The 19,858-nt window shown below is 68.5% G+C and carries 17 protein-coding genes; 14 read left to right on the forward strand and 3 right to left on the reverse strand.

Features of this window, described 5'->3' with window-relative positions:
- Window positions 1-120 precede the first annotated feature (120 nt).
- Window positions 121-1,893 carry a dynamin family protein gene (locus ACFXI3_RS41455; RefSeq protein WP_344269515.1) on the forward strand — a complete coding sequence of 591 codons (1,773 nt, stop codon included), beginning with the start codon at window positions 121-123 and terminating at the stop codon, window positions 1,891-1,893.
- A gap of 771 nt (window positions 1,894-2,664) precedes the next feature.
- A complete protein-coding gene (locus ACFXI3_RS41460) occupies window positions 2,665-3,864 on the forward strand; it encodes a GTPase (protein ID WP_378407212.1) in 1,200 nt (399 codons plus the stop codon).
- A 385-nt stretch (window positions 3,865-4,249) separates the two neighbouring features.
- Here ACFXI3_RS41460 and ACFXI3_RS41465 read toward each other — a convergent pair whose 3' ends face one another.
- A complete protein-coding gene (locus tag ACFXI3_RS41465) occupies window positions 4,250-4,636 on the reverse strand; it encodes a pyridoxamine 5'-phosphate oxidase family protein (protein ID WP_378407214.1) in 387 nt (128 codons plus the stop codon).
- 99 nt (window positions 4,637-4,735) lie between these two features.
- Between ACFXI3_RS41465 and ACFXI3_RS41470 the strand changes: the two genes are divergently transcribed.
- From ACFXI3_RS41470 to ACFXI3_RS41485, 4 genes are read left to right on the forward strand one after another with little or no spacing between them, the layout of a single operon-like run.
- Window positions 4,736-5,683 carry an ABC transporter substrate-binding protein gene (locus tag ACFXI3_RS41470; RefSeq protein WP_378407216.1) on the forward strand — a complete coding sequence of 316 codons (948 nt, stop codon included), beginning with the start codon at window positions 4,736-4,738 and terminating at the stop codon, window positions 5,681-5,683.
- A complete protein-coding gene (locus tag ACFXI3_RS41475) occupies window positions 5,670-6,563 on the forward strand; it encodes an amino acid ABC transporter permease (protein WP_378407217.1) in 894 nt (297 codons plus the stop codon). Before ACFXI3_RS41470 ends, ACFXI3_RS41475 begins: the two co-directional genes overlap by 14 nt.
- Window positions 6,556-7,323 (forward strand): amino acid ABC transporter ATP-binding protein, encoded by a 768-nt coding sequence (locus ACFXI3_RS41480; RefSeq protein WP_378407219.1) that lies wholly within the window; start codon window positions 6,556-6,558, stop codon window positions 7,321-7,323. The genes ACFXI3_RS41475 and ACFXI3_RS41480 overlap by 8 nt, the downstream gene beginning before the upstream one ends.
- Entirely contained in the window at window positions 7,320-9,047 is a 1,728-nt protein-coding gene (locus ACFXI3_RS41485; RefSeq protein ID WP_378407221.1) for an aminotransferase class V-fold PLP-dependent enzyme, read from the forward strand. The genes ACFXI3_RS41480 and ACFXI3_RS41485 overlap by 4 nt, the downstream gene beginning before the upstream one ends.
- A 45-nt stretch (window positions 9,048-9,092) precedes the next feature.
- On the opposite strand, the gene ACFXI3_RS41490 is transcribed toward ACFXI3_RS41485, so the two are convergent.
- Window positions 9,093-10,259: a macrolide family glycosyltransferase gene (locus ACFXI3_RS41490; protein WP_378407223.1), complete on the reverse strand. Its 1,167-nt coding sequence runs from the start codon at window positions 10,257-10,259 to the stop codon at window positions 9,093-9,095.
- Between the two features lie 285 nt (window positions 10,260-10,544).
- On the opposite strand from ACFXI3_RS41490, the gene ACFXI3_RS41495 reads away from it, so the two are divergent.
- The 6 genes from ACFXI3_RS41495 (at window position 10,545) to ACFXI3_RS41520 (ending at window position 15,706) form a co-directional block, all read left to right on the forward strand.
- Window positions 10,545-11,447 (forward strand): ABC transporter ATP-binding protein, encoded by a 903-nt coding sequence (locus ACFXI3_RS41495; protein WP_378407225.1) that lies wholly within the window; start codon window positions 10,545-10,547, stop codon window positions 11,445-11,447.
- Entirely contained in the window at window positions 11,444-12,178 is a 735-nt protein-coding gene (locus ACFXI3_RS41500) for an ABC transporter permease (RefSeq protein ID WP_378407227.1), read from the forward strand. The genes ACFXI3_RS41495 and ACFXI3_RS41500 overlap by 4 nt, the downstream gene beginning before the upstream one ends.
- 54 nt (window positions 12,179-12,232) lie before the next feature.
- Window positions 12,233-12,880: a hypothetical protein gene (locus ACFXI3_RS41505; RefSeq protein WP_378407229.1), complete on the forward strand. Its 648-nt coding sequence runs from the start codon at window positions 12,233-12,235 to the stop codon at window positions 12,878-12,880.
- Window positions 12,873-13,178, forward strand: coding sequence for a transcriptional regulator (locus ACFXI3_RS41510; protein WP_344269543.1), 306 nt, complete (start codon window positions 12,873-12,875; stop codon window positions 13,176-13,178). The genes ACFXI3_RS41505 and ACFXI3_RS41510 overlap by 8 nt, the downstream gene beginning before the upstream one ends.
- 1 nt (window position 13,179) lies before the next feature.
- On the forward strand, window positions 13,180-14,505 hold the full coding sequence (locus ACFXI3_RS41515; protein WP_378407231.1) for a DNA polymerase IV: 1,326 nt from the start codon (window positions 13,180-13,182) through the stop codon (window positions 14,503-14,505).
- A 79-nt stretch (window positions 14,506-14,584) separates the two neighbouring features.
- Window positions 14,585-15,706 (forward strand): CapA family protein, encoded by a 1,122-nt coding sequence (locus tag ACFXI3_RS41520; RefSeq protein ID WP_378407233.1) that lies wholly within the window; start codon window positions 14,585-14,587, stop codon window positions 15,704-15,706.
- Window positions 15,707-16,250: 544 nt separating this feature from the next.
- On the opposite strand, the gene ACFXI3_RS41525 is transcribed toward ACFXI3_RS41520, so the two are convergent.
- Window positions 16,251-17,273, reverse strand: a complete 1,023-nt coding sequence (locus ACFXI3_RS41525; protein ID WP_378407235.1) for a family 2 encapsulin nanocompartment cargo protein polyprenyl transferase — start codon at window positions 17,271-17,273, stop codon at window positions 16,251-16,253.
- A 525-nt stretch (window positions 17,274-17,798) separates the two neighbouring features.
- On the opposite strand from ACFXI3_RS41525, the gene ACFXI3_RS41530 reads away from it, so the two are divergent.
- Both ACFXI3_RS41530 and ACFXI3_RS41535 read left to right on the forward strand, forming a co-directional pair.
- Window positions 17,799-18,560: a hypothetical protein gene (locus tag ACFXI3_RS41530; protein WP_344269554.1), complete on the forward strand. Its 762-nt coding sequence runs from the start codon at window positions 17,799-17,801 to the stop codon at window positions 18,558-18,560.
- Between the two features lie 3 nt (window positions 18,561-18,563).
- Window positions 18,564-19,841 (forward strand): DUF6923 family protein, encoded by a 1,278-nt coding sequence (locus tag ACFXI3_RS41535; protein ID WP_378407237.1) that lies wholly within the window; start codon window positions 18,564-18,566, stop codon window positions 19,839-19,841.
- Window positions 19,842-19,858: the final 17 nt, after the last annotated feature.

Genomic DNA, 19,858 nt, shown 5'->3' on the forward strand with positions numbered 1-19,858 from the left:
CGCACTTCCATATTGCCTTATTTGTTTTGGTTTTGGGGGGGGGGCCCGGGGGGGGGGCCCCCCCCCCCCCCCCACCACCCGGTTCGGATACTCCCCGTACACAGGGGACACTGGTTCGCCGTGACGGCTCCAGCTTGGCTCGAAGTGCTCGCCGAGACCTCGGACGCCTGCCGGACGCACGGCCGCGAAGACCTGGCCCAACGTCTTCGCCGGCGTCAGGACCGGCCGCCGGGAGGCACGCGCGTCGCAGTGCTCGGCTTTCCCAAACAAGGCAAGGGCTACCTGGTCAACGCGGTGCTGAACGCGCCGGTCTGCCCGGTCGGCGACGCGGCGACACCCGCGGTGCCCATCGAAGTCGCGTACGCGGCGGAACCTGGCGCGACGCTCGTCGGACGCGCTGACGAACGCATCCCGGTCGAGATCGAGAAGCTGACCGGCGAGGTCGGCGCACGGCCGGCCGGCTCGCTGCGCCGGGTCGAGGTCGGGGTCCCGCGCGATTTGCTGTCCGCAGGCCTGGTGCTCATCGACACCCCGGCGATCGGCGATCCAAGGTCGCCTCGCACAGCCGCCGCTCTCGACGTTCTCGCGGACGCCGACGCGGTCATTCTTGTTTCCGACGCCGCTGCTCCGCTGGATCAGGCCGAGCTGGCGTTGGCGCATCACATCCGGACGTGGTGCCCGCACGTGGTCATCGCGCTGACCAAGATCGATGTCAGCGCAGGCTGGCGCACGGTTGCCGAACAGAACCGGACCGCGTTGTCCTCGGCCGGGATCGACTCGCCGGTGCTGCCGGTCTCCGCGACGGTCCGTTTCGCCGCGGCGAAAGGCGGCGACCAAGACCTCAACGTGCGTTCCGGATTCCCGGAGCTGCTTTCCTGGATCGCGACGCAGGTTTCGCGGCCAGCGGAGAGCACGGCCGCGTTGCTTGCCGCGGTGAGCGTGCGCGCGGCGGCAGCGGAGCTGGTCGAGACCTTGCGTGCGCGAGCCGAAGCAGCGGGGCAGGAAGCGGGCGTCGACCAGACGACGCTGCTGCAACGCTCCCAACGTCGCGCCGACGAGCTGCGCCGGCGCAACAGCCGCTGGCAGAACCTGCTGTCGGACGAGATCGCTGACTTGCAGTCCGACGCGGAGTACGACCTGCGCGAACGCACCCGGAAGATCGTCGAGACGATCGACGAAACCTTCGACCGCGGCGATCCGGTGAAGGTGTGGGATGAGTTCGGGCCGTGGCTGGACAGCACGCTCGCGGAAGCGGTCGAAACGACCTATACGTTCGCGGCCGAACGCGCGGAGTGGATCGCGCAGGCAGTGGCAGTGAGTTTCGGCGCGCAGTACGACCTGCCGGAGCTGGCCTTGATCGACTCCGGCGTGGACCAGATCGCGGAGGTCCGGCAACCGCGGATCGAGCGGTTCAAGATCGGGCAGAAGGCGTTCACCGGGTTGCGCGGTTCGTACGGTGGCGTGCTGATGTTCGGCCTGGTGACTGGGCTGGCGGGGTTGCCGTTGATCAACCCGGTGTCGATCGGCGCGGGCGTCGCGTTCGCGGCGAAGACGATCAGCGACGAGGGCGGCATGCGGCTGCAACGTCGGCAGGCAGTGGCCAAGATGACTGCGCAACGGCATGTCGACGACGTGTTCCTGCGGTTCAGCAAGGAGTGCCGCGACGCGATCCGCCATGTGCAGCGACGGTTGCGCGACCACTTCACTGAGCTTGCGGACGGTCTTGCCGACGAGCTGACGCGGGAACGCGAGATGATCATCGCCGGGTCGGCCGAGCGGGAGCGGCGGAGTGCGTCGCTGCGGCGGGAGATCGACCGGCTCGCCGGGCTGCACAAGCGGGCTGGGGAGTTGGGGATGCTGGCCAATCGTGCGCCTAAGGAGTTGCCTGCGTGACACTCGGCTCGGCTGAGCGCGACGGCTTCGGTTTTGTGGCAGGGCCTTGGGAATGCTGGCTGGCGGGGCACCCAGGGTCGTTGCTCGCGTGACCTTGGGCTGAGGTGGCTAGGCGCGTGCTCAGGTAGTCAGACGGCTTTCTGCGGGTTGGCGAGCGGGGATGCTGGCTGACCAGATGTCCGCGGAGCTGGCTGTGCGACTTCGTCTGGATTGGTTGGGCACGGGATGTTTGGCGGCTCTTTCGGACTGGGCCCATGCACTGTCCGGTGCTCTCGGAGTTGGATGCACGACTTCGGAGAGGATGGCTGGGTGCGGCGTGTTTTGGTCGTGCTGGTGGCTTTCTTCGGGATTGGGCTGAGTCGTCGGCGGGATCCGGTGCTCGCTGGATGAGGCTGGGCTCCTGAGGTTTGCTGAGCGGGTTTCCGCATCGTGGGAGTGATTTAGCCCCCAGTGCGTTGAGGCGTTTGCTGCGGTGAACGCGGTTTGGTGAGTTGGAACGGGTTTGTGTGGAGTCGTCACGGTGGTTGGTCGATAGATCGAGGCTTGCGTCGGAGAGATTGAGCCGTTTCGGCTGTGGGCGTCGAGTCGGGAGATGTGGCTGCGTGGCGGGTTCGGCTGTGGGGGATGTGGCGTTCTGGGGCGGTTGAGCGGGTCGTCGACTGGATTGGTGATGGCCGGATTCGGTGGTCGGTGAGCGGGGTGTTGCCGGGTAGTCGAGGATGTTCGGGACTGTGCCGGGTGGCGTGAGTCGAGTGAGGAGTGGTGTCGCGCGTGGTTGAGGACGTTCGGGCGCTTCTGGCGGATGCTTGTGCGTACTACCGCGACAGTCCGAGGGCTTCGGCGTTGCTGGGAGAAGCGCTTGATCATCTCGACGAGCCGCTTCGGGTGAGCATCAGCGGAACTGCGGGGACGGGGAAGTCCACGCTGGCCGCGGCGTTGGGCGATTGGCCGACGCGGGCGTTGCGTGATCTGGAGTTTCTCGATGCGCCGCATCCGTTGACGCTCACTGACGCATCCGTACGACTGCTGCGCCACCTTGAGCCCGATCAGTTGGCGACGTTGCGTCCGACAGCACCTTCAGCGTTCGCGCGGCAGACGGCCGTCGACACGATCCTTGTGCTTGCGCGCGCGGACGAGACGGGCGCGGGGCGGATTGACGCACTGCTTACCGCGAAGCAGATTGCGCGGCGCGCGTGGCGCGAAGATCCGCTGTGCAGCGGATTCCAAGGCGTGATCGCGGTGGCGGCGCAGCTTGCGTACGGGGCGCGCGCGTTCACTGATGACGAGTTCGAGCTTCTCGCGGCCTTCGCTGCTGTACCGCGTGAGGAATTGGAGCGATATCTGCTGTCGGTGGATTCCTTTACTGATCCGGCGTTTCCGGGACCGGTGTCGGTCGAGACGCGACGGTCGTTGGTGGTGCGCTTCGGGCTCTTCGGGGTGAAGCTTGCGCTGACGTTGATCCGGACGGGCTGTGACGACCGGGTGAAGCTGTCGACGGAACTCGTGCGGCGTAGTGGTCTTGGCGAGCTTCGCGACACTATCGCGGGTTGTTTCGCTGCGCGTGCGGACGCGTTGCGCGCGCGGACGGCGTTGATTCGGTTGGAGACCGTGTTGAACGCGGAGCCTCGGCCGCACAGTGATCGACTTGCGGCGCGGGTTGAGCGGTTTTCGGCTGGTGCGCATGACTTTCGCGAATTGCGGCTGATCGCGGACATTCGCGGTGGACGTACCGCGCTGGCGGGGGAGTCTGCGGAAGAAGCTGTGCGGTTGCTGGGTGCGGAGGGGACGGAGCCGGAGGAACGGCTGGGGCTCGCGGCGGGTACGGATCCGCGCGAGAGGTATGAAGCCGGTCTTGACGCGGTGATGCGGTGGCGGCATGAGGCGGAGCGGCCGGACCGGGCACTGGCGGAGCGGGCTGCGGCGCAGGTTGTGGTGCGCAGCGCGGAGGGGTTGCTGGCGCAGTTCGTTTGACCAGGGCAGTCGTCCGGGGCGGTTGACCCGGGCGATCGACCGGGTTGTTAGCGGCGACTGACCTGGGCAGTCGACCGGGTTGGTTGACCCGGACAGTTGGCCGGGACAGTTGGCGGGATGATTGACCGGGGAAACGCGCGGGATGCCTGACCGGGCTGATGATCAGGGCGGTCGGCAGGGCAATCGTCTGAGACAGTTTGCAGGACGACTGTTCAGGGCGATTGACCGAGGCAGGTGGCTGGGTTAGCGACCTGACCGGGCGGTCGACCAGGGCAGTCGACCAGGGCAGTTGACCGAGACCACTGACAGGGCGGTTGGTCAGGGCGGTCGGCCGGGGCGACTGATCAAGCCGACTGACCAGGGCGGTTGGCCAGAAGGCATAGCCTCAGGCGTTGCCCAGCACTCGTCCGATGGTGAGTTCCAGGACGACTCGCTGTGGGTTCTCGCGCGGCTGCCGGTACCGCTCGGCGTAGCGTTCTTCGGCGTCGCGGACCGAAACCGCATCGTCGAGGAGGCGGATTCGGCCTTCCAGCGTGGACCAGGTCCGGCCCTCGAATTGGCATACCGCGGCGGCCAGTCCCGTCTCGCCGGCGGCGCGGATGAGGCGGGCCTTGTACGACGTCCCGGAGGCGATGACGCGGGCGAGGCCCTGTTCGAAGTCGACTGTCACGCCTACCGCGACCACGTGCGGCGTTCCGTTCGGGCGCACCGTCGTGAGCGACGCGAGCCGCCGTTCGGTCCAGAACTGGCGGAAGCTCTCGTCGAGTGTCATGTTCGCACGCTAGACGAGACAGAAATTCAACTGCTTGTTGACCTCTTTAACAACCAGTTGTAGCGTCCCGCGGAACCAACGACGTCCTGGAGGTTCCGCATGTCGTCGCTTCGTTCCCGTGCTTGGCAGGCCGTACTGCTGGGCGGTTTGCTCGCGTTCGCCACCGCTTGTGGAGGGGGTCCCGACGGGGCTGGTGGCGGGCAACCGCAAAAACAGAGCGCTGTTCCGGACAACACCGCGTTGCTCGGCGCGATCAAGGCTGACCCGCAGCTCGCCGGAGCATTGCCGCCGGCGGTGGGGCAGGCCAAGACGTTGCGGTTGGCCTCCAACATCCAGTCGGCGCCGAACAACTTCTACGCCGCGGACGGCAAGACGCCGATCGGCTACGAGGTCGATCTGGCGAAGGCGGTCGGGGCGAAGCTCGGGGTGACCGTCGCGTACCAGGACCTCGCGTTCGGTTCGCTGATCACGAGTCTGCAGTCCGGCCGCGTCGATCTGACCATGGCGGCGATGAACGACACCAAGGAACGCCAGAAGCAGATCGACTTCGTGGACTACTTCTCGTCCGGCATCACGATCATGATCCGCAAGGGCAACCCGGACGGCATCTCCGGGCCGGACGCGTTGTGCGGCAAGAACGTGGCAGTCGTACAGGGCACCAGTCACCAGAAGTTTGCCACCGCGCAGAGCGCGAAGTGCACGCAGGCGGGCAAGCCGGCCATCACCGTGACCGCGACCGACAGCGACAACCAGAACCAGAATCAGCTGCGCACCGGTCGCGTCGCGGCGATTCTCAACGACCTGCCGAGCGCGGTCTACATCTCGCGCACCGCGGGCGACGGCAAGTTCTTCGAGGTCGTACCCGGACAGCCGATCGAGGGCGGGCCGTACGGGATGGGGTTCGCGAAGAGCAACACGAAGCTGCGTGACGCGGTCAAGCAGGCGCTGCAGTCACTCGTCGCCGACGGGACGTACGGCAAGATCCTGCAGTCCTGGGGCGTCGAGCAGGGTGCGATCAAGGAGGCGGCCGTCAATGGCGGAAGCTGAACCGCTGCCGATCGTCAGGCTGCGGCATTGGGGTCGCTGGGTCAGCGCGGCGGTGATCGTCGCGCTGCTGGTGCTGCTGGGTTTCGCGCTCGCGCAGGCGCAGATCGAATGGGGTTCGGTACCCGACTTCGTCTTCTACCGCGTGATGGCGCTCGGCCTGCTCAACACCGTCGTGCTGGCGGTGATCGCGCAGGCGATCGCGATCGTCCTCGGCATCCTGGTCGCGTTGCTGCGGCTCAGCGCCAACCCGGTCGCGAAGTGGTTCGCGGCGGCCTACATTTGGCTGTTCCGCGGGCTTCCGGTGCTGTTGCAGATCCTGATTTGGTACAACCTGGCCCTGATCTTCCCGACTGTCTCGATCCCGCTCCCGTTCGGCGGTTACCTCGTCCACGAGCCGACGAACGTGCTGATCAGCGCGTTCACCGCGGCTCTGCTCGGACTGGCGCTGAACGAGAGCGCGTACATGGCGGAGATCGTCCGCGCCGGGTTGACCAGCGTCGACACCGGGCAGACCGAGGCGGCGAAATCCATCGGCATGACGCCTGGCGCGACGCTGCGCCGGGTCGTGCTGCCGCAGGCCATGCGCGTGATCATCCCGCCGACCGGCAACGACTTCATCAACATGCTCAAGGGCACGTCGATGGCGTCGGTGATCGGCGTGACCGAGCTGATCCACGCGGCCAACAACATCTCGTCCAACAACCTGCTGGTGATGGAGACGCTGATCGCGGCGGCCGTCTGGTACATGGTCGTGGTGACGGTGGCGGGCATCGGCCAGCACTACCTTGAACGATCGTTCGGGGCGGCTGACCGGAGTCCGGTGGCGCGGGCCGGGAAGGCGCTCAAGGGGATGCCGCTGGTGAGGGGTGCGCGTGTCTGAGCCGCTGCTGAAAGCTGTCGGGGTCCGCAAGAACTACGGGCACACCGAGGTGCTCAAGGGCATCGACCTGGAGGTCCACAAAGGACAGGTGGTGTGCCTGCTCGGGCCGTCCGGGGCGGGGAAGAGCACGTTTCTGCGCTGTCTCAACCATCTCGAGACTATCGACGGCGGCCAGGTCTGGGTGGACGGCGAGCCGATCGGGTTCAAGCTGCGCGGCGGCAAGCTGTACGAGCTGCGGGAGAAGGACGTCGCCCGGCAGCGCCGCGACATCGGCATGGTTTTCCAGCGGTTCAACCTGTTCGGGCACCGGACGGCGCTGGAGAACGTGGTCGAGGGGCCGGTGCGGGTGCTCGGCGTCGACCCGGCGCAGGCTCGGAAAGAGGCGCTGGACCTGCTTGACCGGGTCGGGCTCGCGGACCGAGCGGGCGCTTACCCAGGGCAACTGTCCGGCGGGCAGCAGCAGCGCGTCGCGATCGCGCGGTCGCTGGCGATGAAGCCGAAGCTCATGCTGTTCGACGAGCCGACGTCCGCGCTGGACCCGGAGTTGGTCGGGGAGGTGCTCGCGGTGATGGGTACGTTGGCTCGGGAGGGAATGACGATGGTGGTCGTGACGCACGAGATGGCCTTCGCCGCGGAGGCCGCCGACGAGGTGGTGTTCCTCGCCGACGGCGCGGTGGTCGAAACCGGGCCGCCGGAGCGCGTGCTGAAGTCGCCGGAACACGAGCGGACGCGGCAGTTTCTCGCGCGGGTCCTCTCGTGACCCGGATCCCGCCCCGGTACCTGCTCCAGTTCGACGAGCCCGCCGGCTACCTGGACTTCGCGCGGTTCGGGCCGCCGTCGCACACTGTCTTAGACACCACCGCGCGGCTGCTGGAGGCGACGACCAAGGCCGGTCCGTCCACTGTGGACGAGCTGATGCGGCAGGAGATCCGGGCGAAAGCGGCGGCCGCGCGGCTCTGCGGCAGCGACACCGACCACACGGTACTGCTGCCGCACACCAGCCTCGGCCTGTTCCAGGCGGCCTTCAACAGCCACGGCGAGGTGCTCGTTTCGGCCGCGGAGTTCCCCGCCAACACGTACCCGTGGGCGCGCGCCGAGCAGGCCGGAAGAGTACGGATGCGGCGGCTGGAAGGCGGTTACGTCACCGCCGATCGCCTCGCGGAAGCGCTCACGCCGGAAACCACGGTCGTCTCCGTGAGCGCCGTCGACTTCCGCACCGGCTACCGGGCTGATCTCGCCGCATTGCGCGAGGTCGTGGGCGACCGGCTGCTGGTGGTCGACGGGATCCAGGGCTTCGGCGTCGTCGACGCGCCGTGGGAGGTCGCCGACGTGCTCGTGGTCGGCGGGCAGAAGTGGCTGCGGGCAGGCTGGGGCACCGGGTTCGCGGTGCTGTCCGACCGGGCGCTGGCCCGAATGGACCCGATCCTGTCCGGCTGGACCGGCGCGCGCGACCCCGGCCTGTTCGACAACGAGATCCACCCGGCCGACCCGACCGCGGCGAGCTGGTCGATCTCGAACCTCAGCCCGGTCACGTCCGGTGCGTTCGCGGCCGCGCTCGAACTGGTCGAGGAAACCGGTGTCGCGGCGATCGCGGGCCGGATCGACGAACGCGTCGGCGAGCTGGAGGACGTGCTGCGTTCATTCGGCGCGGAGATCGTCTCAGCGACCGAACGACGAGCCGGGATTCTCGCGTTCTCGTTGCCGGATAAGCCGGCGGAGCAGGTCGGGGCGGCGCTGACGGCGGCGGGGATCGCGGCGACGGTGCGTCCGGAACATGTCCGATTGTCGCCGCACGCTTCGACCCCGGCGGCGGCTGCCGATCTCGTGCGGGACGCGCTGGAAACGCTGATCCGGCCTCGCCGGGTCGTGCCGGTCGCGTCGGCTTCGGGAACGGCGACGCATGAGCTGCTCACCGCGTTGATTCCGGCGGTGGACGGGCTCGCGGCGATGCTCGGGCCGGGCAACGAGGTGCTGCTGCACGACCTGTCGCGGCTGCCGGATTCGATCGTCGCGATCGCGGGCAGGCTCACCGGCCGCTCGGTCGGCGGGCCGATGACGGATCTGCTGCTCGGGCTCGTCCGTCGCGGCACGACGCAGGACCTGACGAACTACCGCACGCACAGTCCGGACGGCCGCGAGATCCGGTCGTCCACGTTGTTCCTGCGCGACGCCGAGGGCACGGCGGTCGGTTGCCTGTGCGTGAACAGCGAACTGCCAGCCGCGGCGCAGACGTCGGAGGAACGGCGGGAGGAGACTTTCCTGCCGGACGTCGACAGCCTGCAGCGGTTCCTCGTCGGGCGGGCGATCGGGAAGTCGGGGATTCCGGTGGAGCTGATGAAGAAGCGGCACAAGTCGGCGGTGGTCCGGGAATTGGACGAGGCCGGGTACTTCCTGATCAAGGACGCCGTGGACCATCTGGCCGGGCAGCTCGAGGTGACCCGGTACACGATTTACAACTATCTCAACGAGATCCGGGCCGGATAGCCGGACTGCCCGGGCTTGGTGCGGCCAAGCCCGGGCAGCGCGTAATTACTTCAGGAATTTCTCCACCGCGTCCGCGGCCGCGGTGATTCCGCCGTTGGCCCGGATTTCCGCGCGCAACTCGGCCAATCGCGCGGCGACGTCCGGCGAACTGCTGACCTCATCGACGGCTGCACGGAGGGTCTTGGCCGTCACCTGATCCGCGGGCAGATGCTTGCCGACCCCCAACGCCTCCAGTTGCGCGGCGTTGCCGAACTGGTCGACGGCCTGCGGGATGGCGACCGTCGGGACGCCGTACCACAGGGATTCCGTGCAGCCGCCCATGCCGGCGTGCGTGACGAAGGCCGACGCGACGTCGAGAATCGCGAGCTGGGGCACCGTTTCGTGCACCTCGACCGACTCCGGCAGCGGGCCGAGGTCGTCCTTCGAGACGTGCTTGCCGATCGAGAGCACGACATGCCAGTCGCCGAATTCGGTGATGCAGTGCCGGTATACGTCCAGTTGGTCGTTGTACGCGGTGCCGAACGACACGAGCAGCACGGGTTTCCCGTCGGACGGCGGGGTCCAGTGCTCTGCCGCGCGCGCCGGGTCGAGGCACGGGCCGACGAACTGGACGCGGTCCTCCGGCACGCGGTCGGCGTTCGGCTGCATCGCGCGCGGGATCAGCGACAGGATCGGCACCGGTCGCGCGAGCCACGTCCAGGCGTCTTCGGTGACGCCGTGTTGCGCCAGCCATTCGGTGAACGTCCGGTCGTAGTCCATTCCGGACAGTGAGGTGCGGATCGGTTTGAGGACTTCGGCGAGTTCTTCCTCGTAGCCGTCCCAGGCGACGTAGGTGGGGGACAGCTGCACCGCTGGCACTCCGTAGCGGAGGCCGAGCAGCGGCGCGCCGAGCCCGCCGATGTCGTAGAGCAGCAGGTCCGGGCGGTCCTGGTCGAAGGTTTCGATCAGCCGCGGGTGGATCGCGACGGCCTCGTCGAGGAAGACGCGCATCGCTTCGGCCGGGTCCTCCGGCCATTCCGCGTCCGGGCCGAGCGGGAAGATCGTGGGATGCGCGACGACGTCCGCGCCGGTCGGTTCGACCAGCTCGGCGAGCGGTTCGCCCACGACGTAGCTGACCCGGTGCCCGCGTCGAACGAGTTCGCGGACGATCCCGAGCGAGGGGTAGACGTGCGACGGCGCGGAACAGCCGACCACGACGATGTGCTTGCCCATCAGGCGAAAGTGTCCTTTCCGGACGAGATGCGGTCCGGCACGCAAAGCGGGGGCCGCCCGGTGGCGGGCGGCCCGGAGAGTCGTGCCGGGATCAGGACAGGCGGCAGCGGGCGAAGATCGTCATGGGTCCGGACGGTAGCGGTGCCGGTTGCGGGGAGCAACCGGATTTGCCGGGCATAGCCGTCACCGGCTTGCCGCGGTGAACAACTCCGCATCGCCTACCACTTTCCATCGCAACCAACTTTGTGTTACAAAGTTCAGGACAGCGAAGCACTGGGGGACGAGATGACAGAAGCGTTCAGGCTGACCGGCCTGGTGAAGCAGTTCAAGCAGGTCCGCGCGGTGGACGGGGTGTCCTTGACCGTGCGGCGCGGCGAGGTCGTCGCGCTCCTGGGGCCGAACGGCGCGGGCAAGTCGACCACTATCGACATGCTGCTCGGGCTCACTTCGCCGGACGAGGGGAGCGTGCAGGTGTTCGGCGGCTCGCCTCGGGCGGCGCTCGACTCCGGGCGGCTCGCGGCGATGGTGCAGAACGGGTTCCTGCTGCGGGACGTCACGCCGGCCGAGTTGGTCGAGTTGCATCGGTCGATGTTCCGGGATCCGTTGTCGGCCAAGGAGGTTTACGAGCGGGCTGGCATCGGGGAGTTCGCGAAGCGGCGGTGCGGCAAGTTGTCCGGCGGGCAGCTTCAGCGGGTTCGGTACGCGCTCGCGCTCACTGGCGACCCGGAGCTGCTGCTGCTTGACGAGCCGACCGCGGCGTTGGACGTCGATGCGCGGCGCGAGTTCTGGGCGTCGATGCACGAGTTCACGGCGGCTGGGCGGACTGTCCTCTTCGCGACGCATTACCTCGCTGAAGCCGAGGACTACGCGGACCGGGTCGTGTTGATGCGGCACGGGAAGGTCGTCGCGGACGGGGCGGTCGACGAGGTGCGTGCGAATGTGTCCGGACGAGTGATCAGGGCAGTCGTACAGGGCGCCCGCGAGGAAGCTATGGCCGCGCTGGACGGGGTCGCCAGTGCACGTGTTCAGGGCGATCGTGCGGAACTCGGCTGTACGGACTCCGACCTGGCTATCCGGGCGTTGCTCACGGCGTTCCCACAGGCCAGCTCGATCGAGATCACCTCCGCGGGGCTCGAGGAAGCGTTTCTCGCCCTCACCTCCGACGAGCCGCAGGGAGCGCTCCGATGAACCTCGTCTACCTCCGCCTGGAGATCCTGCGCATCGTCCGCAGCCCGCAGTTCGCTCTGTTCACCATCGTGGTTCCGCTCGGCATGTTCCTGTTGTTCGGCGGACTGTTCGGTGACCAGGTCGGTGCGAACGGCATCAGGGGCAGCGTCACGACGATGATCAACATGGGCGCGTACGGCGCGATGAGCGGCGCGTTGTTCACTGGCACGCGGGTCGCGACTGAGCGGACTGACGGCTGGCAGCGACAGCTCCGGCTCACCCCGATGCGCGGACCCGGCTACCTCGCGGTGAAGATCGCATCCTCGATGGCGATGGCGCTGCCGGTGGTTCTGGTGGTCTTCGTGGCCGGTGCGCTGCGCGGGGTGAATCTCACTGCGGCGCAGTGGCTGCTCAGCGGGGTCTCGTTGTGGCTGGGCGCGTTGCCGTTCGCGGTTCTCGGCCTGCTGTTGGGGCTGTTCGGCAAGGGCGACACGGTCGGCGCGATGACCGGGGCGTTGATGCTGCCGCTCGGCGTGTTCGGCGGGTTGTGGATGCCGCTCGCGTTCCTGCCGGAATGGATGTCCACGCTCGCGCATTTCTTTCCTACGTATTGGCTCGGCCGCGTCGGCACGCTCCCGGTCGATCACGCCGGCGGGCTCGGCTTGGCGGTCGGCGTGCTGGCGGCGTGGCTGGTCGTGCCCGCGCTCGTGGTGGTGCGGCGGTTCCGGCTGGGACCGGTGAAGGTCGCGTGACGTGTTAGCTTCCGTGCTGCATGCGGGGTCAGTACGGGGGAAGGGCGGTCCGGGGTGAACAACGACGCGGGGGACCCCGTCGAGGACGAAGGCGAACCGCTGTCCGCGGCGGAATCGCTCGAACTCATCGCCCGGCAGAACGAACGGACGCGCCGGGAGCTGCGAGTCAGCCCGGCGCGTCTGTTCGCCGTCTGGGCGTTCACCTGGCTCGTCGGCTGGGGGCTCGTCTACCTCTCCGACGACCGGTCGGCGGCGCTGCTTCCCGGCTGGGTCGCGGGGATCGTCGTCGCCGTGCTCATGGTGGGCGCGATCTTCTACTCGGCTTGGCACGGCAGCAAACCCAGCCGGGGGATTCGCGGCCCGTCCCGGCGGATCGGCGCGATGTACGGCTGGTCGTGGGGGATCTCGTTCGCCGCGATGTGCCTGATCGACATCCGGGTCACCAAACTCCTTCCCGAGGGCTCCGATCTCGTGCCGCTTTTGTGGTCGGGCACGTCGCTGCTGCTCACCGGAACGCTTTATCTCGCGGGCGGGATGCTCTGGCAGGACCTGCGGCAGTACTTCCTCGGGGGCTGGATCATCGTGTGCAGCGGGGCGAGTGTCCTGGTCGGTGTGCCAGGCAACTTTCTCGTCCTCTCGCTAGCCGGCGGCGGCGGATTCGCGGTCGCGGCGCTGGTCTACGTGGTGCGGCCCCGTGGCTGAGCTGCCGGAGCTCGACCCCGTCATCCACGCCCAGGCGCGGCTGCGCGTCACGGTCGCGCTCGCCGGGCTGCGTCCCGCCGACCAAATCACTTTCCCCCGGCTGCAGCAGCTCCTGGAGATGACCGCGGGCAACCTCTCGACGCATCTGCGCAAGCTCGAGGACGCCGAGTACGTCGAGATCACCAAGGCCTACGAGCACCGTACGCCGGTCACGCTGGTGCGGCTCACGAGCAAAGGCCGGGCCGCGTTCGAGAGCTACACCAAGGCGTTGCAACGGCTCCTGGACGCTGGAACCTGACATGTCTCGCTGGGTCGTGCACCTGGACCTCGACGCGTTCTACGCCTCCGCCGAACAGCTCACCCGGCCGACGCTGCGCGGGCGCGCGGTGGTGGTCGGCGGCACCGGGCATCGCGGCGTCGTCGCCGGGGCGAGTTACGAATCCCGCGAGTACGGCGTGCGTTCGGCGATGCCGATGTCCCAGGCGCGACGGCTGCTCCCGGCCGGCGGAGTCGTGTTGCCGCCGCGGTTCCGGTTGTACGAAGTACTGAGCAAGCAGGTTTTCGACGTCGTCGGCGCGGTCGCGCCGGTGCTGGAACGGATTTCGCTCGACGAGGCGTTCGCCGAACCGCCTGTGCTGGCGGGTGCGTCGGTCGAGCAGGTGTCCGAGTGGGCGGAGAACCTGCGGACGCGGATTCGGGACGAGACCGGGCTGACTGCGTCGATCGGGGCGGGAACCGGCAAGCAGGTCGCGAAAATCGGCTCGGACCGGGCGAAGCCGGACGGCCTGCTCGTCGTGCCGCCGGGTACTGAACGCGAGTTCCTGGCACCGCTGCCAGTGCGCGCGCTGTGGGGGATCGGGCCGGTGGCGGAAGCGAAACTGCGCACGATCGGCGTCCTCACTTTGGGCGAGCTGGCGGCGTTGCCGGAGCCGGACGCGGTGTCGACGCTCGGTGGTGTGGTCGGACGCGACTTGCGGCGGCTGGCGAGCGGGTTCGACGACCGTCCGGTTGCGGAGCGGGGCGAGGCCAAGCAGGTGAGCGCGGAGACGACCTTCGACGTCGACGTGGTTGATCTCGCCCGATTGCGCGCGGAGGTAAGGAAAATCGCGGCTGGCGCGCACGCTCGGCTGGTGAAGGCTGGTCGCGTCGCGCGCACGGTGGTGATCAAGCTGCGGCATACGGACATGAGCACCGTGACTCGCTCCGAGACCACCGCGTCGCCGACCGATGACCTCGAACAGCTTGCGGCTACTGCGGAACGGCTGCTGCTCGACCCGCAGGAGTTCGGCGGCGTGCGGCTCGCGGGGGTCGCGTTCAGCGGGCTTTCAGTGCCGCATCAGGACGCGTTGTTCAGCTTGACGGTGCCTGCTGCGGCGGAGGAGCCGGTGGTCACGTCGACCTCGGAGCCGTCGCCGGGCGGGAGTGCGCAGGTGTCGTCTTCGGGGTGGCGTCCGGGCGACGACGTCGTGCACGCCGAGCACGGCACGGGCTGGGTGCAGGGCGCGGGGCACGGCCGGGTGACGGTCCGGTTCGAGACGCGCACATCCGGCCCGGGCGTCGCGCGGACGTTCGACCAGACCGATCCGGCGCTGACTCGCGGACAGCCCGCCGACTGCCTAGCCTGAGCGTTTCGCCTGGTCACGACCGGGGTGTTAACCCATAAGAGTGATGAGGAAGGATGTGCCGGGCAGTCGGGCAAAGGGGATGATCATGACGAACATGCGCCGCGCCGCCGCCCTCGCCGGGGTCGCGCTGATGCTGACGGCGTGTGGGAGCGAAGCCGCCCCGCAACGGTCCGCTGCTGGACCGTCGTCGTCGGTGGCTGCTTCGCCGGATTCGTTCACTGTCGTGGCGACCGGGGACGTGCTGATCCACCCGCGGCTCACCGAGCAGGCCGAGGCGGACGGCGGCGGGAAGATCGACTACCGGCAACTGTTCGCCGGGGTCAAACCGCTCGTGTCCGGCGCGGATCTGGGGATCTGCCACCTCGAAACGCCACTCGCGCCGGAAGGCGGGCCGTACAGCGGGTATCCGTCGTTCAGTGCGCCGCCGGAGATCGCGGACGCGTTGAAGGACACCGGATACGACACCTGCTCCACCGCGTCGAACCACACGCTCGACCAGGGTGCAGCGGGCGTCACGCGCACGTTGGACAAGCTCGACCAGACTGGGTTGAAGCACACCGGTTCAGCGCGTTCGGCCGAGGAGGCGGGGAAGCCGCTGATCCTGGACGTGCACGGGGTGAAGGTCGCGCAGCTGTCGTACGCGTTTGGGTTCAACGGGATCAAACGGCCGGCCGGGAAACCGTGGCTGGCCAATGAAATCGACCCTGACGAGATTCTGGCCGCGGCGCGCGCGGCGAAGGCGGCGGGGGCGGAGGTCGTGATCGCCAGCCTGCATTGGGGTGTCGAGTATCAGCATGACGTGACTGCTGAGCAGAAGCAGTTGGCGCAGAAGCTGACGGCGTCGCCGGATCTCGACCTGATCGTCGGGCATCACGCCCATGTGGTGCAGCCGTTCCAGAAGGTCGGCGGCAAATGGGTGGCGTTCGGGCTGGGCAATGAGGTCGCTCGGCATGACGAGCCTCGCGGGTCCACGGAGGAAGGGGTCGCGGCCCGGTTCCGGTTCAGCCGGACTGGCGGGCATTGGACGGTGGACAAGGCCGAGTACGTGCCGACGTTGATCGACCTCGGGCCGCCGATCCGGTTGCGCGATCTCACGACTGCGCCGCCGACGCAGCGGGGGAAGGAAGCGCTCGCGAATACCGATGAGGTGGTGCTTTCCCGGGGTGCTGGGGATGACGGGTTGAGCCGCCCGGGCCGGTGACGGTTCTGGCCGGTGGCGGGGCATGGATGGAGTAGTCGAGGCCGCGTTGGGGTGACGGCCCGTCTGTGCCCGAGGGTGCGGTGGGATGCGGCCGAAACGGCATCAGGGCGATCGTCCTGGACGACTGCCCTGGACGGGCGATCGTCCTGGACGGACGCCCTGGACGAGTTTCCGGGTAGATCGGGCGTTCGCTCTGGCTGGGCGTTCGCCCTGGGCAGGTGTCCGTCTAGGGCGATCGTCCTGGGCAGGCGTTCGCCCTGATCGGACGGTCGTGCTGGGCAGGTGGTCGGACGGTTGTGCCGCAGATGGTCTTGCGTGTTGGGCGGTCGTCCAGGGCAGACGTCCGTGCAAGTCGGGCGCTCGCCTCGGCGAGACGAACGCCCGCCTCAGGCGGTCGTCCGGGGCGGGCGTTCGTCCAAGGCGGGCGATCGAGCAAGACTGGCGACCGGGCAAGGCAGGCGACCGAGCAAGTTGGACGATCGCCCTGGGCGGGTGTTCGCCCTGAACGGGCGTTCGTCCGGGGCGGGTGATCGGCCGGCCGGGGTCAGTGGTCTCGGCGGGTGATGAGCTGGGCCAGAGCAGTCAGTTCGGTTGTTGCTCTCGGGGTCGGGTTGGCGGCGGTCAGCGCGGTTAACGCGTCGGTGAGCAGTTCGTCGGCTTGGGCGTGGCTCCAAGCCCGGCCGCCGGCCTCGTCGACCAGGGCTGCGGCTTTGGCGAGGCAATCGTCCGACAGCGGTTGCCGGTACAGCATCGACAGTTCCTGCCCGGCTGACGTGCCTGAGGTGAGCGCGGCAACCACCGGCAGGGACTTCTTGCGGCTGCGCAGGTCCGAGTACACCGGCTTCCCGGTGACGGCCGGGTCGCCCCAGATGCCGAGGAGGTCGTCGACGTGTTGGAAGGCCAGGCCCAGCGACCGGCCGAAGCGGCCGAAGCGTTCGACGTGTTCGCCGCGGCCGCCGACTACCAGCACGCCAAGCGTGCACGCAGCGCTCAGCAGGGCCGCCGTCTTGCCTTGTGCCATTCGGACGCATTCCTCGACCTCGACGTTCGTCCGCTGTTCGAACGCCAGGTCCTCGTGCTGGCCGTGCAGCAGATCCAGTACCGCCGTGCTCAGCAGGCGCGCCGCGGCGGGGCCGTCTGGGGACAGGACGTCGAAGGCCAGGGCGAGCAGGGAGTCTCCGGCCAGCACGGCTTGTCCGGTGCCGAACACGGTCCACGCGGTGGGGCGGTGCCGCCGGGTGCGGTCGCCGTCCATGACGTCGTCGTGCAGCAGGGAGAAGTTGTGCGCCAGTTCGACCGCGACCGCGGCCGGGATCGCGTCTTCCGGGTCTCCGCCGCAGGCCTCGGCGCACAGCAGCACCAGCGCCGGACGCAGGGCTTTGCCTCCGGAGGCGCTCGTCGCGGTTCCCGTCTCGTCCCACCAGCCGAGGTGGTATCCGGCGATCCGGCGCATCGACACGGGCAGCCGGTCCACCGCCGCCCGCATCGCCGGTTCCCATCGGCTCCGGCTCCAGTCCAGCACCTCGGCCACGGAGCGGGCCGCGGTGCGCGCGTCCATCGTCGTCATCGCCGCACCGCTTCCCTGCGCGGCGCGGCGGCCAAAGTGGACAGTTCGGCGGGGTCGGTGACGGTCACTGCGAAACCACCTAACGTCGAAAACACCCGGGAACACTGAGAGACAGTGTTTTCCGGGAGCGGGCGAGGAATGCGAATCGAATAGCGGCGCCGCGGATCAACATAGCAAGCGGGATCACCCCGACAATCACTCGATCGGGTAGCCGAGTCCGGTTCACCTGTTTGCCGAAGCTCCTTTTCGGACATTGCCGGTGCTGTTGTCAGCTCGACAACCAGAAGTGCGTCACCGTCGGTCTGCTGCCGTAACCCGGTCGTGTGCGCGCGACCGGTACCCGTGTCGTTTTCCCTTGGCAAGAAAGGGCAATCGGGGGAACCGGTATCCGGCCCACTGCTCCGATCCGGCGAACCGCGGCGGCGGCGGACGGCCACCCGGCTGAATCGCGCGTTCCGCCGTTGTCCGTTCCGGAATCGGCTGGATAGCGTCGGCCAGCGTATTTCCCCGCGCGAAAGGAACCGGATGAACGTCTACGTGACCGGGGTGTTCTGGGTCGTCGGCGCGGCGATCGCGGCCGCGGTGATCGGCTATCTCGTCCGGCGCTTCGGCTGGGACGAGGGCCGCCGCGACAACAACGACGCCGCCGGCCAGGTGTTCACCATCGTCGGCGGGCTGCACGCGGTCCTGGTCGCGTTCGTGCTGATCTCGCTCTTCGACGCCGTCACGTCCACGCGCGAGGGTTCCTACACCGAGGCGGAAGGCCTGGTCGCCGCCACCTGGTCGGCGCAGGCGCTGCCCGGCGACACCGGCGAGCAGGTGCGGCACCTCGCGATCGCGTACGCGACGACAGTGTCGAAGCAGGAGTGGCCCCGGCTCATCGACGACGGTCCGATCCCGGACACCGGCTGGACCCAGCTGGACCAGATGCGCCGCGTCGTCGCCAACGCGCAGGCGAGCGACGACTGGACGAACGACCGGAAGAAAGACGCCGCCGCACAGCTCTGGCAGGTTTACCAGGCCCGGCAGACCCGGCTGACCGGCGCGGAAACCGACGGCGTCGGCTCGGTCATGTGGTTCGCGCTCATCCTCGGCAGCGTGATCTCGATCCTGCTGCCGAACCTCTTCGGCGGCACGCGGATGGCCGCGCACCTGGTGATCGTGTCGACGCTGGCCGGCACGATCGTCCTCCTGCTCTACGCGATTTACCAGCTGCAGAACCCTTATGCCGGCGGCGCGAACGTGCATCCGGACGCGTTCACCTCGGCGATCTCGCGGCTCGGCTGACCGGTGCGAGGTTCCCGGTACCTGACTGTGGTGGCCGCCGCGGCCGCGGTCGCCGGGCTGCTCGTCGCGTCCGGTTGGCTGGCTCCGGCGCGACAGCGCGCGGCCGCGACGTCCTGCCGGGTGCTGCAGGTCGAAAGCCGCGACGGGTGGTCGTCCGACATCGTGCGGTTGACGTTGCCCTCCGGCGCGCGGCATCTGTTGCACCACAGCCCTTTCGCGCTGAACGCCATCGCCTACTCAGCCGCGCAGGACGTGACGTACGGCGTCGCCGACGGACGCTTCCGCGATGGTTCGCACGCGGTGCGGATCGACTCCGACGGCGAGCTGACCGACCTCGGCCCGGTCGGCCGCGACACCCACCACGGCGTCTGGAGCTGGGTGACCGGCGCGACGGCCGGGGCGATGTCCGGCAATTCCTGGTATGTGAAGCGGGCAACCAGTCTGTACACAGTGGACGTTGACCCGCGCAGTTCCGGATACCTCACCGCGACCGGGCCGGTGCTGCTGCATCCGTGGTGGCTCGCCTCGGGGGTCGACGATTTCGCGTACAACCCGGAGGACGGTCTGCTGTATGGGGTTTCGTCCACCGGCGAGGGCGCGGTGGTCACGGTGAATCCGGTGAGCGGGAAGGTCGCGAAGGTGCCGGGGGAGCGGTTCCCGGAAGCGACTTACGGGTCGGTCGTGTTCGGGCCGGACCACAAGCTCTACGCGACCGCGAACTGGATCGACGGGCGGAGCGTCATGTACCGGATGGACGGCGGTACCGCGGTCGAGGTGAGTACTGGGCCGCCGTTGGTGCTCTCCGACGGGGCCGGGTGTTTGGCCGAACCCGCGCCGCCACCTCCGCCACCACCTCCGCCGACGACGTCGTCCTCGGTGCCGCCGCCGTCCTCGCCTTCCCCGACGCCGACCCCCACAACGTCGCCGTCCCCGACGCCGTCGACCTCGGCGAGTCCCACGCCGTCCTCAAGCCCGGCACCCCTGCCGACGTCACCGTCAACCCTGCCATCCCCGGAACCGACCCAGCCGAATCCGATCGCGCCCACCCCGGCCCCGATCCCACCCCCGCAACAGCGGGACGCGATCATCCAGCCCGTCCCCATGCCGCAACCTCCTGCGCCCTCGCGCGCCGCTCCGCTGAAAGCAAGCCAGAAACTGCCCGAGAAACGCGCGACGAAGGCGCGCGAGAACGTGAAGAAGCAGCGCCGCTGGGGTGTCACGGCGGTCTTGCTGATCGTCGGAGGAGGTGCGGTAGCGGCTCGAGCACGGCGCGCTCGTTAACGCGGCAGTCGTCTCGA

It is taken from the genome of Amycolatopsis sp. NPDC059235 (assembly GCF_042754125.1).
In the GTDB taxonomy this organism is placed as follows: domain Bacteria; phylum Actinomycetota; class Actinomycetes; order Mycobacteriales; family Pseudonocardiaceae; genus Amycolatopsis; species Amycolatopsis albidoflava.

Coding starts and splice junctions, on each gene's coding strand:
- ACFXI3_RS41465 (WP_378407214.1), bottom strand. CDS start 4,636: ATGACACTCGACGAGAGCTTCCGCCAGTTCTGGACCGAACGGCGGCTC.
- ACFXI3_RS41470 (WP_378407216.1), top strand. CDS start 4,736: ATGTCGTCGCTTCGTTCCCGTGCTTGGCAGGCCGTACTGCTGGGCGGT.
- ACFXI3_RS41475 (WP_378407217.1), top strand. CDS start 5,670: ATGGCGGAAGCTGAACCGCTGCCGATCGTCAGGCTGCGGCATTGGGGT.
- ACFXI3_RS41490 (WP_378407223.1), bottom strand. CDS start 10,259: ATGGGCAAGCACATCGTCGTGGTCGGCTGTTCCGCGCCGTCGCACGTC.
- ACFXI3_RS41495 (WP_378407225.1), top strand. CDS start 10,545: ATGACAGAAGCGTTCAGGCTGACCGGCCTGGTGAAGCAGTTCAAGCAG.
- ACFXI3_RS41500 (WP_378407227.1), top strand. CDS start 11,444: ATGAACCTCGTCTACCTCCGCCTGGAGATCCTGCGCATCGTCCGCAGC.
- ACFXI3_RS41515 (WP_378407231.1), top strand. CDS start 13,180: ATGTCTCGCTGGGTCGTGCACCTGGACCTCGACGCGTTCTACGCCTCC.
- ACFXI3_RS41520 (WP_378407233.1), top strand. CDS start 14,585: ATGATCATGACGAACATGCGCCGCGCCGCCGCCCTCGCCGGGGTCGCG.
- ACFXI3_RS41525 (WP_378407235.1), bottom strand. CDS start 17,273: ATGACGACGATGGACGCGCGCACCGCGGCCCGCTCCGTGGCCGAGGTG.
- ACFXI3_RS41530 (WP_344269554.1), top strand. CDS start 17,799: ATGAACGTCTACGTGACCGGGGTGTTCTGGGTCGTCGGCGCGGCGATC.